Origin of the sequence: Priestia aryabhattai (genome assembly GCF_023715685.1) — a bacterium.
In the GTDB taxonomy this organism is placed as follows: Bacteria; Bacillota; Bacilli; order Bacillales; family Bacillaceae_H; genus Priestia; species Priestia aryabhattai_B.
On the sequence record NZ_JAMBOQ010000003.1, the window covers coordinates 938,697 to 953,873 of the forward strand.

The 15,177-nt window shown below is 34.9% G+C and carries 14 protein-coding genes and 3 pseudogenes; 7 read left to right on the plus strand and 10 right to left on the minus strand.

The window, feature by feature from the left end; translation table 11 throughout:
- Positions 1 to 67 precede the first annotated feature (67 nt).
- A pseudogene (locus tag M3225_RS17885) lies at positions 68 to 1,368 on the minus strand (MFS transporter).
- Between the two features lie 94 nt (positions 1,369 to 1,462).
- On the opposite strand from M3225_RS17885, the pseudogene M3225_RS17890 reads away from it, so the two are divergent.
- Positions 1,463 to 1,981 (plus strand): annotated as a pseudogene (locus M3225_RS17890) (FAD-dependent oxidoreductase); the annotation flags it as partial.
- Positions 1,982 to 2,496: 515 nt separating this feature from the next.
- Here M3225_RS17890 and M3225_RS17895 read toward each other — a convergent pair.
- Positions 2,497 to 3,342, minus strand: a complete 846-nt coding sequence (locus M3225_RS17895) for a DMT family transporter (RefSeq protein WP_251395833.1) — start codon at positions 3,340 to 3,342, stop codon at positions 2,497 to 2,499.
- 421 nt (positions 3,343 to 3,763) lie between these two features.
- Here M3225_RS17895 and M3225_RS17900 point away from each other — a divergent pair, with 421 nt between their 5' ends.
- On the plus strand, positions 3,764 to 4,189 hold the full coding sequence (locus M3225_RS17900; protein WP_251395835.1) for a CBS domain-containing protein: 426 nt from the start codon (positions 3,764 to 3,766) through the stop codon (positions 4,187 to 4,189).
- A 514-nt stretch (positions 4,190 to 4,703) separates the two neighbouring features.
- On the opposite strand, the gene M3225_RS17905 is transcribed toward M3225_RS17900, so the two are convergent.
- From M3225_RS17905 to bioF, 6 genes are all read right to left on the minus strand, one after another.
- The gene (locus M3225_RS17905; RefSeq protein WP_251395837.1) at positions 4,704 to 4,961 is read right to left on the minus strand and encodes a hypothetical protein; all 258 of its coding nucleotides are present in this window, start codon (positions 4,959 to 4,961) and stop codon (positions 4,704 to 4,706) included.
- Positions 4,962 to 5,022: 61 nt separating this feature from the next.
- A complete protein-coding gene (locus M3225_RS17910) occupies positions 5,023 to 5,310 on the minus strand; it encodes a hypothetical protein (protein WP_251395839.1) in 288 nt (95 codons plus the stop codon).
- Positions 5,311 to 5,568: 258 nt separating this feature from the next.
- Positions 5,569 to 5,820, minus strand: a complete 252-nt coding sequence (locus M3225_RS17915; RefSeq protein WP_251395841.1) for a YnfE family protein — start codon at positions 5,818 to 5,820, stop codon at positions 5,569 to 5,571.
- 510 nt (positions 5,821 to 6,330) lie between these two features.
- Entirely contained in the window at positions 6,331 to 7,155 is an 825-nt protein-coding gene (gene bioC / locus M3225_RS17920; protein ID WP_251395843.1) for a malonyl-ACP O-methyltransferase BioC, read from the minus strand.
- Positions 7,148 to 7,894: an alpha/beta fold hydrolase gene (locus M3225_RS17925; protein WP_251395845.1), complete on the minus strand. Its 747-nt coding sequence runs from the start codon at positions 7,892 to 7,894 to the stop codon at positions 7,148 to 7,150. Before M3225_RS17925 ends, bioC begins: the two co-directional genes overlap by 8 nt.
- On the minus strand, positions 7,891 to 9,069 hold the full coding sequence (gene bioF, locus M3225_RS17930) for an 8-amino-7-oxononanoate synthase (RefSeq protein ID WP_251395847.1): 1,179 nt from the start codon (positions 9,067 to 9,069) through the stop codon (positions 7,891 to 7,893). The genes M3225_RS17925 and bioF overlap by 4 nt, the downstream gene beginning before the upstream one ends.
- A 119-nt stretch (positions 9,070 to 9,188) precedes the next feature.
- Between bioF and M3225_RS29965 the strand changes: the two are divergent.
- The 5 genes and pseudogenes from M3225_RS29965 to M3225_RS29970 form a co-directional block, all read left to right on the plus strand.
- Positions 9,189 to 9,248, plus strand: a pseudogene (locus M3225_RS29965) (SHOCT-like domain-containing protein); the annotation flags it as partial.
- Between the two features lie 16 nt (positions 9,249 to 9,264).
- Positions 9,265 to 9,447 carry a hypothetical protein gene (locus tag M3225_RS17935; RefSeq protein ID WP_251395849.1) on the plus strand — a complete coding sequence of 61 codons (183 nt, stop codon included), beginning with the start codon at positions 9,265 to 9,267 and terminating at the stop codon, positions 9,445 to 9,447.
- Between the two features lie 473 nt (positions 9,448 to 9,920).
- Positions 9,921 to 11,183, plus strand: coding sequence for a glycoside hydrolase family 18 protein (locus M3225_RS17940; RefSeq protein ID WP_251395851.1), 1,263 nt, complete (start codon positions 9,921 to 9,923; stop codon positions 11,181 to 11,183).
- A gap of 101 nt (positions 11,184 to 11,284) precedes the next feature.
- Positions 11,285 to 11,620 (plus strand): L,D-transpeptidase, encoded by a 336-nt coding sequence (locus M3225_RS17945; RefSeq protein ID WP_251395853.1) that lies wholly within the window; start codon positions 11,285 to 11,287, stop codon positions 11,618 to 11,620.
- A 275-nt stretch (positions 11,621 to 11,895) separates the two neighbouring features.
- A complete protein-coding gene (locus M3225_RS29970; RefSeq protein WP_374109839.1) occupies positions 11,896 to 12,021 on the plus strand; it encodes a DUF6007 family protein in 126 nt (41 codons plus the stop codon).
- Between the two features lie 358 nt (positions 12,022 to 12,379).
- On the opposite strand, the gene M3225_RS17950 is transcribed toward M3225_RS29970, so the two are convergent.
- Positions 12,380 to 13,339, minus strand: coding sequence for an aldolase catalytic domain-containing protein (locus M3225_RS17950; protein WP_251395855.1), 960 nt, complete (start codon positions 13,337 to 13,339; stop codon positions 12,380 to 12,382).
- A gap of 506 nt (positions 13,340 to 13,845) precedes the next feature.
- Positions 13,846 to 14,892, minus strand: a complete 1,047-nt coding sequence (locus M3225_RS17955; protein WP_251395857.1) for a YeiH family protein — start codon at positions 14,890 to 14,892, stop codon at positions 13,846 to 13,848.
- Positions 14,893 to 15,177: the final 285 nt, after the last annotated feature.

Below are 15,177 nucleotides of genomic sequence, written 5' to 3' on the forward strand. Positions count from 1 at the left end.
TTTTAAGATTTTTTATGTTTCATTAATCTAATTGGAAAAAAACTAATTCATTCATTTTATATTGTATTTAAAATTCTTTATTTATGTTAAGCGTACGCTCTTTTTTTCCTCCATGTGCCCATATTACAACTGGAATTAAGATTAAAGATAAAATACCTCCACTTAACGATAGAATCGCATAGCTTGAATGAGCTACAACCATTCCGGATAAAGCCCCACCAGAAGCTCCTGCTAATGCAATCAAAACGTCTATAGTACCTTGAGTCTTAGCACGTGTTGATGGCTCCGTAGCATCGACAATTTGTGCAGTTCCACTTATTAACCCTAAGTTCCATCCCAATCCAAGTAAAGAAAGAGCAAAGACTAGAAAACTCATTGAACTGCTTGGAGCTATAGCTGCTACCAGACCTGCTAAAAGTAAAGTGACTCCAGAAGCAATCGTCATAGCAGTTCGGCCAATCTTATCAATTAGAATTCCTATAACTAACGATGGAAGATACATTGAACCTATGTGAGCTCCAATGATAATTCCTACTTCACGTAAACTGTGACCATGATGTCCCATATGTACAGGTGTTATGGTCATGATAGCAACCATTACGATTTGAGTAAGTACCATAACTGTTGCACCAACTGCCACTCTTTTTTGTTAGTTGACTGCTCAGTATTTGTTGAATTTTGTTGAGTGTCACGTTCTTGTTTATTTGCTTCTATTGCTCTTGCTATTAGTAATGGATCTGGACGAAGCATAATAAAAAAGACAAGACCAGCTAGTATATATGCAGCTGCTGCTAAAATGAAAGGTCCTGCAAGTGCCGGAACACCAATTGAAAGCGCAAATTGTCCCATTACATTAACTAAATTTGGGCCTGCAACAGCTCCAAATGTGGTGAAAACCATGGCCATACTAACTGCAGTTGCCCGTTGTTTTGCGCTTGCTAAGTCTGTACCTGCGTAACGAGCTTGTAAATTAGTTGCTGTTCCTGCTCCATAAATAAGAAGAGAAGCAAATAAGAGAAAAATACTATTTATAATGGCTGAAAAGATAACTCCAATTGCTCCCATTCCACCTACTATAAAACCTGTTGCTAGACCAAAGCGACGTCCATATCGTTGCGAAAGCCTTCCAACTGCTAAAGCAGCCCCCGCTGATCCTAAAGTAAACATAGCAGTTGGTAATCCTGAAACTGCATCTGTACCAAGCATTTGTTGAGCAAGGATCGCTCCTACAGTTATTCCTGCAGCAAGACCGGCTCCTCCAAAGATTTGTGAAAGGCCAACGATAAATAATGTACGTTTATATAGCTTACTCTTCTTTTCTGGGGAGTCTATATAACTTTGAATTAAATCATTTGTATACCTTGTCATGTTAAACACCTACTTACATTTTAGTTGTTAGCGGACTGTTCCCAGTTATATACACCTGTGTCTATTCTGTCGAACCCTTGATACAATACCCCTTGATTTTGTAAACAAACCTACGTGGATGGCGGGACAGGCTAAAGCCGTTGCAATTTATGATCGGCCCTTTTGGAGGGAACTAGGGCTCTCTGGATTCGTATCCAGCTGGGTTGGACCTTTGCAAGAAATTCATGACGCTTCTCCCGATGTGGGATCTGGTGCATTATTTGGTTTTTTAGGAATACCTGCGAGAATGCGGTAAGAATTGGGCGAGGATAAAATATTAAATTTGGTCATTGATCAATTAGTTAGGCTCTTTGGTCCGTCTGCCAAAAATGTAAGTTCAGTACTGTACAAGGATTGGGCCACAGATTCCGAAACGGCTGTTGATGAAGACTTTAACCCTCTTAGAGATTTCCCTATATACAGTGAACCTCCAAAAGTAGGGGGATGGGAAAAGAAAATTATTTTTGGTGGTACAGAGACAAATTCACAGTATGGTGGACATCTTGAAGGTGCACTTCTGTCAGCTGAACAGGCAGTTTCTAAAATTATTAATTTAAAAAACACACTTTCATAAAAGAAGTAATTATTAATGTATTTTAACAAACAATAGTTTAAATAGTATTTATATTGTATTCACATTTCATCTATATTTACTTAATATAATGGATTTTATCAGTATGAAATAAAAAATAAATCTTTTAATTTTAATACCAAGTAACCGTTTTCATTTTTTACTATCTTAAAATGATGTGATAGGTTATAATAAATATCTACAAAAATATTAAATGATATGTAAGTAACAAGCAATTACACCCTTAATATGTACTGAAAAGAAAATCCTACCTTTTGCAAATCAGGTAGGATTTTCTTTTCAGTACATAAGTTATCAATAACTTGAGTAAACTACTCAAGATGGATGAATCATTCCTTAGCTAACTCCTAAAAACAGAAAAACTCCCTTAAAGTATTGGGGGAGTTTTTCTGTTTTTTTCTATGTATACTATATACACCTTCAGTCACCCACCATACAAAGGGAAGTGCTTTTATTTCACTATATGTTGGTTCTCATTTCGATATTGGTACCAAAACTTATATCTTAGTTAACACGACTCCGCATAGAGTAAGAATAATTCCTATTAATTGATATTTCTTAAGCCTTTCTTTAAAAATAATCAAGCTCCCAATTAAAACAACAATACAATTTAAACTAATGATCGGATAAACCACACTGGATGGACCTTCCTTTAAGGCAAATAAATAACAGCTGTAACCAATCGTACTTAATATACCAACTAGTACACCTATCTTTATTTCGATTTTATGTGTAGTTAATTTTTTAAGTTCTTTCCGAGCTAACAAGCTTAAATAGACAGCTCCTCCGCCATACATTGAAACTAGCATTTCACCCATACTAAAGTGTTGATACGTGCTGAATTTCATAATAACCCCCACTGTACCAATAGATAGAAGAGCTAAACAACAGCTTAAAATCCATAATTTATACTCTACTTGTGCCGTTTTGTTTGGTTGATACTGAATAATACAAGCTGCCAGTATAATAATGATAATACCAATCCAATTTGTTAAAGGAATGGATTGAGGAAATAATAAAGATGTAGCTAGAACAACAATGACTGTATTCATCGCAATAATGGTAGAGGTAATACTGGCAGGTCCTTTCTCAAAGGCTTTCGACATTTGGATATTGCCATTGGCATTTAAGATACCGATTAGTGCCCCTGTTAAAATAGTAAAAATGTGAAATTCAAAATTCCCTTTAATAAGAGTAAATAATAAGAGGATTAAAAAAGAAATCCAATAAAAGAAAAGTTGAATACATACTTTAGATAAATGTTGAAGGGCACCCCATTTAAATAAAGTATTATTTACTCCGAAGCATACCGCTGTCCCTAAAGCAGATATAAACCATAGCATGTTGTTTAATTCCTTCCTAGTAGTTTTTATACTATTAAATTATACAATTGAAATAATAATTTTAATATTTCAATTTAATGAAAAAATAATTTCAAATAAACCTTTCGTAAAAGTATAGCTATGAGAAGAGAAAAAGCATAAATTTGTTAGAGATCAACCGGTTGTGCTTTTTATTTGCACCCTGTTTTTTACTGTTCTTACACTTTTCATAAATAAACTTCCTTCATAGTTAAATGATTTATATCCATTTTCAAAAAAAATTTTACTAACTAATAAAATGCCATGAATTTCCCTAATCTATTCCCCAGTTTTTTCTCATTAAAATTTAAAGCTGTGTATTAAAACTCAAGTTTACGTTTTAGAAGATGATGTACGGGAATGAAAGGAAGTAAGACGATTATTAAATAAAGGAGGATTTGCTATGAATATAACAGAAGTGATGACCTCAAATGTTGAGACCTGTAACCTTAAAAGTTCTTGTGGTGAGGTAGCTACTATGATGAAGAATGTAGATGTAGGAGTTATTCCAATTTGTGAAGATGATAAGCTGATAGGAGTAATAACGGATCGTGATTTAGTTGTCAATGGATTAGCTAATAATTTTAATGCGAATACACAAATATCTGAAATGATAACTACTGATGTCATTACCGGTACAAAACACATGTCTGTAGAGCAGGCTACAGACATCATGTCTCAGCATCAAATACGCAGACTTCCTATTGTAGAGGATGGAAAACTGATCGGAATGGTTTCTTTGGGAGATTTAGCAGTAAGTAATACTTCAAATAAAGAAACAGGGAAAGCTCTTGAGGACATTTCAGTTCCTGCTGGGCCTAATAAATAAAAAAGCAGCAGGTTTTATTTATAAATAGTTTCTTTTTTAGTTTTAAAAAAGGTATGAGGAAGGAGTGGAGTAACTCCTGTCAAGTAGACAGTAATAAAAAAGCTCTTTTTTTGTACTTATTCCTATAAATAAAGGCAAGCCAATTTTTATTGGCTTGCCCTTATTTCATAAGTTGATATACCTTACTATGACGTGTTTCTTTAACCGCAAATTCTCTGCTCTTATTAGAGAGGGAAATAGAAATTAGTGCATTTAGCATCACTATCTATAATTAATCCCTAGCAAAATTACTTAATATAAGAAAAAATACGAATAAAAATGTAAGGCTGGAGTTAGTATAGTTTTATAGATACCATGTAATTAAGTTCTTACACTTATTTTTGAGAGGATGTGTCCAAATTATTGATTCGAACCCATAATCTCAATATCACTCATATTACTATTCCACCGTTGTTTTTGCTATTCACCATATATTTCAACTTACATATTGTACACATAATAAAAAGCCACCCACTCAGAGTGACTTAGCATTAGATTTATTCTTTACTTCATCAGGTACATAATCTAAAAGTGTGGATATTATCATATTAAAATGCCATGGAGTAAGATTATTGCCAGCACTTTCTTTTAACTCAGTTCTTAGCTTTTCACCCCATATAGGATATTTATTGTTGCTTTTTGCTTCCTCTAACATATAATCCACTACATTTAGTACCTTATAATATTCATTTTCTTTTGCACTAATATAATAATCCTTTTGTTTATAGTCCATATCTCCAATCTCCTTTTGGTTATTTATGAACAATAAGTTTTTTTATAAGATAGCATCAAATTTAGACTATATCTCTTATTTCCTTATAACATCTACATTGATTTAAATAGTTTATAATATCTTGGTTATTTACTTCTTTGATATTATCCCCAAAAAGTTCAATGGCACTTTCTAAACGTTCCCTTTTATTATCAATTGTTAGTACATATCGAAGTGCATCAACTACTGGTGCATTATGATATGTACGACGAGCGAAATATTCTTCTATTGCCTTATTTAAGTATTCTGATTCAGCCTTTCTAAATTTAGGTTCTGACCCTTGAAGGTTCTTTACCTTCATCTCTATCATAAATCCCTCATCCTCTCAGATTTAATTTACTATTTTATTCCCCTCCTAGAAGTAAAATAAAACTTAGTTTGTATACAAATTAATATATTTTCTCAAAACAAAAAACACCCGTGGAGACAGGTGTTTTTTGTAAACTTAACATGTTAAAGGAGAAACGATTCGTCAGCAAAGGGAGCAAGCTGATTAGGTACAGTATGTGCTCATTTTTCGTAGTTATACGTATTCCATGTAATTCAACAGGCATCTATTATCAAAGTACTATTTAGTTAATTGATTATACACTTCTTCTAGTTCTGAAAAAGAGATATCTTTAGATGCATAACCTACAGCAGCATCCACAATTCCATCAAAACCTTCAGGTGAGATACTTTCTGCTTTGAGGTATCGCTCATACTGCTCTAGTTCCTCTTGCTGGTTTTCTAAATCCTTCTCTTTCCCTTCGTAATCAGGAGCTTTCATTGTTTCAATATTTTTCTTAACAACATCAACATACCGTCTCAATTCTTCCACACTTATCATTCTCCTTCCCTTTTTGAAGTAACACCTAGGGCAAAAATATGAAACATCGGGGAAGGTAAAGTGGCACTTTCCCTTTATAAATATTGTGTAAACCCTCCAAAATTATACATTTAAAAATAAAAAACACCCATAGAGGGTGCTTTTAGAAAACCTTCTTCATTGAAAGGAGAGACCATTCACCTGCAAAGGGAACGGCGGATTGCTTATAGTATATGTTATTTTCTTAAATTTACGCATAAAATAGAAGAGGAGCACATTACTGAAAAAGGTATTGTTTCCACAACGTAAATCCTGAGGGAATTTGCTATACTTTACATTTCTCAGTTTTCATGATAAACCTTGCTAGTTCAATATCAATAAAGGTCTGATGTAGAGCTGGTATGTTCCATAATTGCTGATTGTAATCTGGTATATATACACTTCCATCATAACTTTCTTGTATTAAATTTTTTTATTTAATTGCAATCGATTACTTCTAGAGAATAACCAGGGCAGGATTAGCTATTGGTTCGTTTTTATAACATTAAATATTAAGCAATGATAAGTTACTTTTACTCCATTCTCATCAGAATAATTATTTTCATATAAATTGATTAATTCACGAAAAAAAGAAGGGCGTTGACAGTAGCTTTCCTCATTACTGTTACTTGCTCCAATTCTTTTAATTGATGTAAAAAATGCCTGAACCGTCCGAAAGTATTGAACCTCTAGTTGCTCTATTTTTGATAGTTTAAACGGATGCTCTCTCGATGGAACTAATACTTGTTCACAAATTTGAGACAACTCTTCAAGAGAAAAAAACGATTGTCCGGGTGAACTGTTACTGGAAAGACCAAGCTTTTGTTTCGCATGACTATAGCATGTATGAAGCTCTTGAAATGTAAGATTTCCAAAGGTTGAAAATAGCAGGTTGCCTTTAGGCTTAAGTTGTTTATACAATTTTTTTATTGTCGTATGAAGACTATTAAACCACTGAAATGTTGCATTAGAAATAATAAGGTCATAATGTCTTTCTATACTTATTTCCTCGATATCTCCGCATATAAAAGAAACTCGATCTTCCATTACTTTTTTCTTTGCTAACTCAATCATTCCTGATGACAAATCAACTGCTGTAATGATAGCCTTAGGAAATTTTTTGCATAATAATTGTGTTAAATAACCCGTACCGCAGCCAATTTCAAGAATAGTTATTTCTTGGTCGAAGAAATTGGTGGAAAGTTGATCTATTAATTGGTTTGCCATACTTTTTTGTACATCCGCATAAGCATCATAAGTTTTAGCATGATTATTGAACCTTTTTTTTAAGAGTTGCTTATTAATCATAAATGAGCTCCTTTTCGAGAAATTTCTCTATAAGTTGCGTACATTGCTGGGGCTTCGTAAAAAAAGGAATATGGCCAGCTTTTTCTAGGATACGCAGCTGCGCTTTTCCCCCAATCCTTTCAGCTATGAAAGAAGAAGACTCAGGTAAACATATTTGATCATCTCTTCCATGTATTAACAAACAAGGAGTTTGAATTTGATTGAGGTGCATTCTAACATCTTTTTGGAGTAAATAATCCAGCCCTTTAAGGAGGGAGTACGTACTGTCTCCTTGATAATCACGCTGAGCAACTTCAATAAATTGGTGATGAAACTCTTCTTCTTTTTCAGATTTAGTGAACATAGCGTTATAAAATGCAGTAAGTGTTTTTTCCTTATTGCGTTGTAGTTGTTTTTTCATACGTTCAACGATACGTTGCTCCCATCCAAATATATTATGCACGTCGTTTGTAAAGCGACTAGTTCCACCAATTAATATGAGTCCGTCTACCTTTTTAGGGTACAAACTTGCAAGTTCAAGCGTTATAAGGGAACCTAATGACCAACCAATTAAATAAACAGTACCTTGGGTAGAAGTAAGCATTTGGATTGCTCGTTCCTTAAAGTCACTTAGTTTTTTTACACCTCTCCAGTCTATACACAAAACGTTACATATAGTAGACAATGATTTTATTATTGGGTGAAACGCTGCTTTTTCCATTCCCCATCCGGGAAATATTATAATGGTGGACTGTTTCATTGAATCACACTCATTTCTTTTCCAATTAGAGAAACTTTCTTTATGGCCCAATCTAAATCTTCTCGAGTATGGTCTGCAGTTACAGTAAAACGAATTCTTGCTTTGTTTTCAGGAACAGTAGGGGGCCTAACTGCAATAGCAGCAATTCCTTCTTTCTGTAAACGCTCTGCAAACTGAATTGTTCTTTTGTTTTCTCCCGTCACAATGGGGATGATTTGAGATTGACTTTTGCATGTGTCAAATCCTTCGTATGTAAGTGCCTTCCTAAAAAATAGTGCATTTTGTTGAAGAAGTAAGCGGCGCTCTGTATCTTGTTGCACCTTTTCAATCGCAGCCTTTATTGCACCAAGAATAGCAGGGGGAAGTGCAGTTGAATAAATGAGCCCCCGCATTCTATTTTTCAAATAATCTATCAGCCACTGTTTTCCAATAACATAAGCTCCAAATGAGCCTAGCGCTTTACTAAACGTTCCCATTTGAATATCAATTTTATCTTGCAGGTCAAGAAAATGCGCGTATCCTTCACCATTTTTTCCGTATACACCACTTGCATGAGCTTCATCAACCATTAATAGTGCGTTATATTGCTCTTTTAATTTAACAAGCTCCTCGAGTTTAGCGAAATCGCCATCCATGCTGAAAATAGTATCCGTTACAATTAATTTCCGTGATTCAAATGGCACTTTTTTTAATAAATTTTCTAGGTGATTCACATCGTTATGGCGATAGCGTTGCAGTTTTGCACGACTTAGTAGGGCTCCATCAATGATACTTGCATGATTTAACTTATCGCTGAAGATGAAGCCATTACGAGGAACCAAGGCAGAGATGATTCCTAGGTTTGCATTATACCCACTATTGATAATAAGTCCTGCTTCAGCTTTCTTCCAATTGACAAGTGCTCTTTCTGCTTTCTCATAAAGTGAGTGATTTCCTACTATTAAGCGTGAAGCTGTTGCTCCTACTCCGTACGTCATCACAGCATCACACATTGTTTTCTTCAGCCCTTTATCTCCTGCGTAGCCTAAATAGTTATTAGAGGCAAGGTTTAACATCTTATGTCCATTGACTGTAAGCCATGGCTGTTCAGCAAATTCTGTAGTAACAAGGTGCCGTTTTTGAAAAATTTCATCTAAATAGGCAAGTTCTCCCTTAATGTCTTCTTCCCAATACAATACACTTTCACCACCGAAAAACAATATTTGTTAACTTTAATAATTATTTAGTTAACAAATATATATAATCACGCCTTTAGAATGCTGTCAAGATAAAATAATTAAAGAAGAGATACTACACCATGTTAGAAAATGGCGAAATCACGCCAGAAGAAGCCATTAAGCTCTTAAAAGAGTAATAGGGAGGAAGCTATCATGAAAGAGGAAATTACAAGAGTGCTAACGACGGTTCAAGATGGGGAAATTGATGGAGAGAAGGGATCAGAACTGATTCAAGTATTAAAAGAGAAAGAAGAAACAAGTACTAATCCTTTTAAGGAACCAACAAGCTTCGAGGAACTAAATAGACACTCGCCCAAGGTGCCTAAGCTCATTTGATAAAAGAACTTAAGAATCTAGAAGTAGAGAATAACCTTCGGTGAGGTATACAAACAATTTCATCTAAGCATTAAATGGAAGGAGCAAACTCTAATGATAGGGAGTTTGCTCTTTTTATTTATGCATATGATCCTATTCTACAAACAACCGTCTTTTTTTTAATACATCCAAAACCTCTGTTTATGATACATAGATTTCGATACAAGTTTTGGAACAAAAATAAGGCCTTATTTAGGCCGGAATTAATCAGTGATGGAAACGTCTCAAAAACCATGGTTTCTGAAACACTTCTATTCGTAGTTCATCAAAAGCTTTAGGGGAGCAATGGAGGGAATGGAGTATGTACGGACACTCACCATCACTTAACTCAGTTATATAAACAAACAATAATCATATACATTTATTGAATGGCTTCTTTAAACTTGTCACGAAATAAAACATAAGTTGATAAAGAGTACATAGGAGGAGAAAGCATGTTTGTTCATATAGTTCAACCTGGTGATACGTTGTCTTCAATAAGCAGTAGATATGGTTATTCTATTGCGCAGCTTAGGAGTGTGAATGGGTTAGAAGAAACGAATATTGTTCCAGGTCAAGCTTTACTTATAGCTCTTTATGTATACTCAGTACAACCCGGTGATACGATGAGCAGTATTGCTAAAAAAGCTTATGTATCCTTAGAGCAATTGAAGAGGGCTAACCCTTCAGTCAATTATAATTATTTGCAGGTCGGGATGAAAATAAGAATTCCTAATATATCAAACTACATTGCAGGCACACTACAGTATTATGCTGTTCGAAATCCAGAATTAGATCGCAGTTTAATTAGTGATTTTGCAACTTATTCCTCTTCTATTGCTATCTTTGAATATCATGTTGGAAGCAATGGAGATATTATGAATAATTTAAACGATTTAGTGGCGATTGAAACGACTTGGAAAAACCGAGTTACACCGTTAGTTACGATTACTAATCTAACTTCTGAGGGGTTTAGTTCTGATCTTGCTCATCAAGTTTTAAATAGTCCTCAGGCAAGAAACAATCTTATTAATAATATCTTTTATTTAGTATCTAGAAAAGGATACGGCGGGGTGAATATTGATTTTGAACGTGTAAAAGCCGAGGATAGGGATCTTTTTACAGGATTTTTACGTCAGCTGAGTGAACGTTTAAAACCCGCAGGCTACGTGCTGACAATAGCGGTTCCAGCCAAGACAAGCGAAGATATTCCTTGGTTAAAAGGATATGATTACGGGGGGATAGGTGCGGTTGTTAACTATATGTTCATTATGGCATATGATTGGCATCATGCAGGTAGCGAACCAGGGCCCGTTGCACCTATTACTGAAGTAAAAAGAACAATAGAATTTGCGATAAGAAGTGTTCCACGAAGAAAACTCATCATTGGCGTTCCTTTATATGGATACAACTGGTCGATCCCTCACAAGCCTGGCACAGTAGCATCCGCTATATCCAATCAAAATGCAGTTAAAACAGCGATGAGATATCAGTCTCCTATTCAATATTCAAAGGAATACAAATCGCCATTTTTTCGGTATAGAGATCAAGCGGGACAGATGCAGGAAGTATGGTTTGAAGATGTCAGAAGCATGAGTGAAAAAATGGTGTTAGTTCGTAAATTCGGTTTGCAAGCAATAGGAGCTTGGCAATTAACACTTGGATTTACGCCGGGACCGTGGCTTTTAAGGAAATTTTTCACTATTAGAACGGTATAAATATAATTAGTTATTATAGATTAATTTAGACACCTTTCACTCAGTAGTTGTTCAGTATCTATTCATAGTAAATTAAATCATAAAAGGTTGGAGGTACTACTATGGCAAAAAGGATAGATGTCTCAATAAAGCGGCATCAATTAAAACTGTATGATGGGGCTAAATTAGTAAAAACATATCCTATTGCTGTGGGGAAAATGATTACTCCAACTCCGACTGGAAAGTTTAAAATCATTAATAAAGATACTACTCCTCCATCTGTATTTGGCCCCTTATGGATGGGACTGTCAAAACCCACATATGGAATACATGGCACTAATGATCCCGCTTCTATTGGCAGAGATATGTCGCATGGATGTGTAAGAATGAACAATGAAGATATTTTAGAACTTTCTTCTGCAGTGCCCATTGGAACACCGGTTTATATACATAAATAATGTTTCAGAAACTGATTTATTCTCCTCTTTTACAGCCTGTTCCTATAAGAGCGTATCTTCATTTATTAGTAATAAGCTATTATTCTTTATAACTCTGGTGCACTAATTTCAAGGTTTACACCAGATTTCCCTTAATTAGCATAGCAAAGATTATAGTTAGGAATTATGAAAAATATGGTAAAATAACACTAGAAAGAAGAGGAATAAAATTGAATAATGTATTAAATGCAAAAATGCTATTGAAAGACATGGTGATGTAGGAATGTGTATTATTTATTCCTTCCCTTTTACTTATGGCATACTTACCTTTAAACAATTTACTAGATATGTTTGTTAACGTTATTATTTTTGTTTTAAGTGTAATAGGGAGATTTGCTATTTGTGAGTACATAAAAGGTTGAAAAATGACTGATACCGACAAATAACAAGGGAGAAAGAGTCACTATGAAAAATCAGTGGAAAGTTACCATATTACATATTACACCTTTTTTTGAACCTGTTATGCAGAAAGAGAGCGTAGTAGAGCAGGAGGTACAATAAATTTACCAGACTTCCCTTTAAGCTAACGAAAGCATTAGTGAGAAATTAAAGGTACTAGAACAATTTTTTAATAAAAGGATTCTTTAGTTGAAGGACTGTCAATAGACGGTCTGATTTTATGTCTTCAAGTATCAAAGTTTATGTACATCTATACATGGCTTTTTACACATAAAATATTAAAAGTACCCCCGTTAATGGAGGTACTTTTAGTATTTTAACCTATTTTGATGCTGGAGACGTGTTAACTTCTGGAGACGTTACTTTGTCGTAAAAGTTTACGAATTGGTCACGATCCTCGCTATCACGGTAAGCCATAGCAACACGTGGGTGTTCGTTCAGTACACCAGAAATCATGTAAGGAATGATATAGCCCCATTCCCACTTTTGACGCATTTCAAGCATATGGTTTTCAATTACTCCAAGAATTGGCTTCATCTCATAGCTTGGTTTTGGTATGTAGCTAACAAGTAGTTCTGTGTTACAGTTACCAGCTGCACGGCCCATACCATAAACAGATGAATCAAGAAATGTAACGCCACTGCGCATCGCAGTTAATGTATTAGCAAAAGCTAACTGCATGTTGTTATGCGTATGGATCCCAAGCTGTTTGCTAGGAATCATTGCTTGGAACTTTTTCACTTGATGCTCAATATCCGCAGGATCTAGGCTTCCAAAGGAGTCAACGATATATACAACATCTACAGGGCTTTTCTTTACCATTTCAAATGCTTCAATAAGCTGATTTTCAGGTACGCTAGATAGCGCCATAATGTTAAGTGAAGTCTCATAACCTAAGTCGTGAAACATTTTTATGAGCTCTAAGCCTTTATCTACTTCGCGGACATAGCATGCCACCCGAATCATATCTAACATACTTTGCTCACGCGGTAGGATGTCATTCGGATCTACACGCCCAATATCTACTAAAGCAGATAGCTTCGTGAATTTTTTCTCAGGAATAATTTCTTTGAGAAAATTATCGTCAAGAAATCTCCATGGATTGGGCTCAGTCGCTTGAAGAAGCTTAGGGGAATTTTTATAACCAATCTCCATATATTCAACACCGGCTGCGTTTAGGCCGTTATATAAGTCTTGAACAAATTCAACGCTAAAATCCCAATTGTTAACTAAACCTCCATCACGAATGGTACAGTCTATAATTTTGTTGTTATATTCCATGGTAGTGATTTCCTCCTGTGATTCATATTAGTATTATTTAAAACTTTATCGCTTTTACGCTTTTAAGCGCTAAACTTTCCTATTGTGTTTATACCACGACTCATTCAAAGGAGTCAATGTATTTTCTACATGAGGCTCTACTTTACTGTATTCGATGAGAATACGCTTTGGCTTTTCATGCACCTTATGCTCTTGAAAAATCAAGCTCAGTGGTACAACCTCTAGTATATACAAACACAGTGCATCTTACATCACTACCATTATCCAAAGAAGCATCATTAAAATTTAAGGGGGATGTAGCCGAGGGCTTAGAATATACGGCTTCTCTTGTAAAACTTACAAAAGAGCGGTGTTATGAGCTGTTGCGCAACCATCTTTTTCTGATGAACATTTTTTTCAATTGTAATACTTTCACATGGAAGTGATTTCTCAACAATACCACAACGCCCCCAGATTCACTATTGAAAAAATGAAACTGAGGGTGTTTAATAGCTATTTATCATTCTTTACATCGTCAAAAATGTAAAGAATGATAAGAGTATAGAGGTAATAAACATCGCAATCAACGGCTTTAATGCTTTTGTTCGAAGAGTTTTTATACTTACATTTAATCCTAAACCGACCATAGCCATTGTTAAAAAAAAGGTTGTTAGGGTTGAAATATCATCCATAATCGTTTTGGGTAGTACGAGGTGTTCGCCTACGACATAACTTCCAAAGATACTCATGATTATAAAACCTATTAAAAACCAAGGGAATTCAATCTTTGTATCAGCTTCAGTTTTTCCTGTTCGCTTCATCCAATACATTAAGATAAAGCTTAATGGCACAAGTAAAAGCACTCTACCTAACTTAGCCAACAGGCCAATAGCTAAGGCATCGCGCCCAGCCGGTGCTGCAGCTAGAGCTACATGGGCAATTTCATGGAGGCCTACGCCTGACCAAATTCCATATTGAATATTTGTTAAATGTATATAGGGTCTTAAAATCGTATATCCAATGGCAAATAGGGTTCCCAATAAAGCAATAATACCTGCTCCGATGGCTGTATCTTCTTCTTTTGCTTTTATAATTGGAGAAACAGCTGCAATAGCTGCCGCACCGCATATTCCTGTTCCTATCCCTAAAAGAAGGGATAAACCACTATCAGCCTTCATCCATTTGGCTAGAAAAATTGTTAAAACAATCGCAAATACAGCCGTTCCCATATCGCGAAGTAACAATCCTAACCCTTGATGAATGACAACATCAATATTAAGCTTTAGTCCATATAAAATAATCGCATAGCGCAACAGCTTTTTAGAAGAAAATTCAATTCCAGATCTTATTTTTTCGGGGTATCCCCAAATTTGACGATAGATTACTGCTATTATAATTGAACAGGCTAGTGGACCAATATGATCAAATCCTGGGACTTTTGCTAATCCATAAGCAAGTAAAGCAAATAGAAAAGTAAAAGCAATTCCTCCAGCCCATAAAGAAACATAAGATGATCTCTGGGCATTTGTTCGTGAGAATAGAGTCTGCTTTTGGGCTTTATTCATATTTATCATACATTTCATCTCCAATATCGATTCTTATCAAGCGCAGCTTCACACATGAAATATGTACTTTAACTATAAAAGATAGTTTATTATTAGTAAAATATAGATAAATCATATTTATAATTAAAAATATTAATGATTGACTTAACAAAGGAGCAACTTGATTTTCAATGACTCTGAAGATCACGTTGCTTCTTTTGTTGGTTTTTATTCTTCAATACCCATTTCGATATCTAAAACATGGTCCATAAACTACTAATTTTACACAGCTAAGTAGAAATGTATGTTCTTATG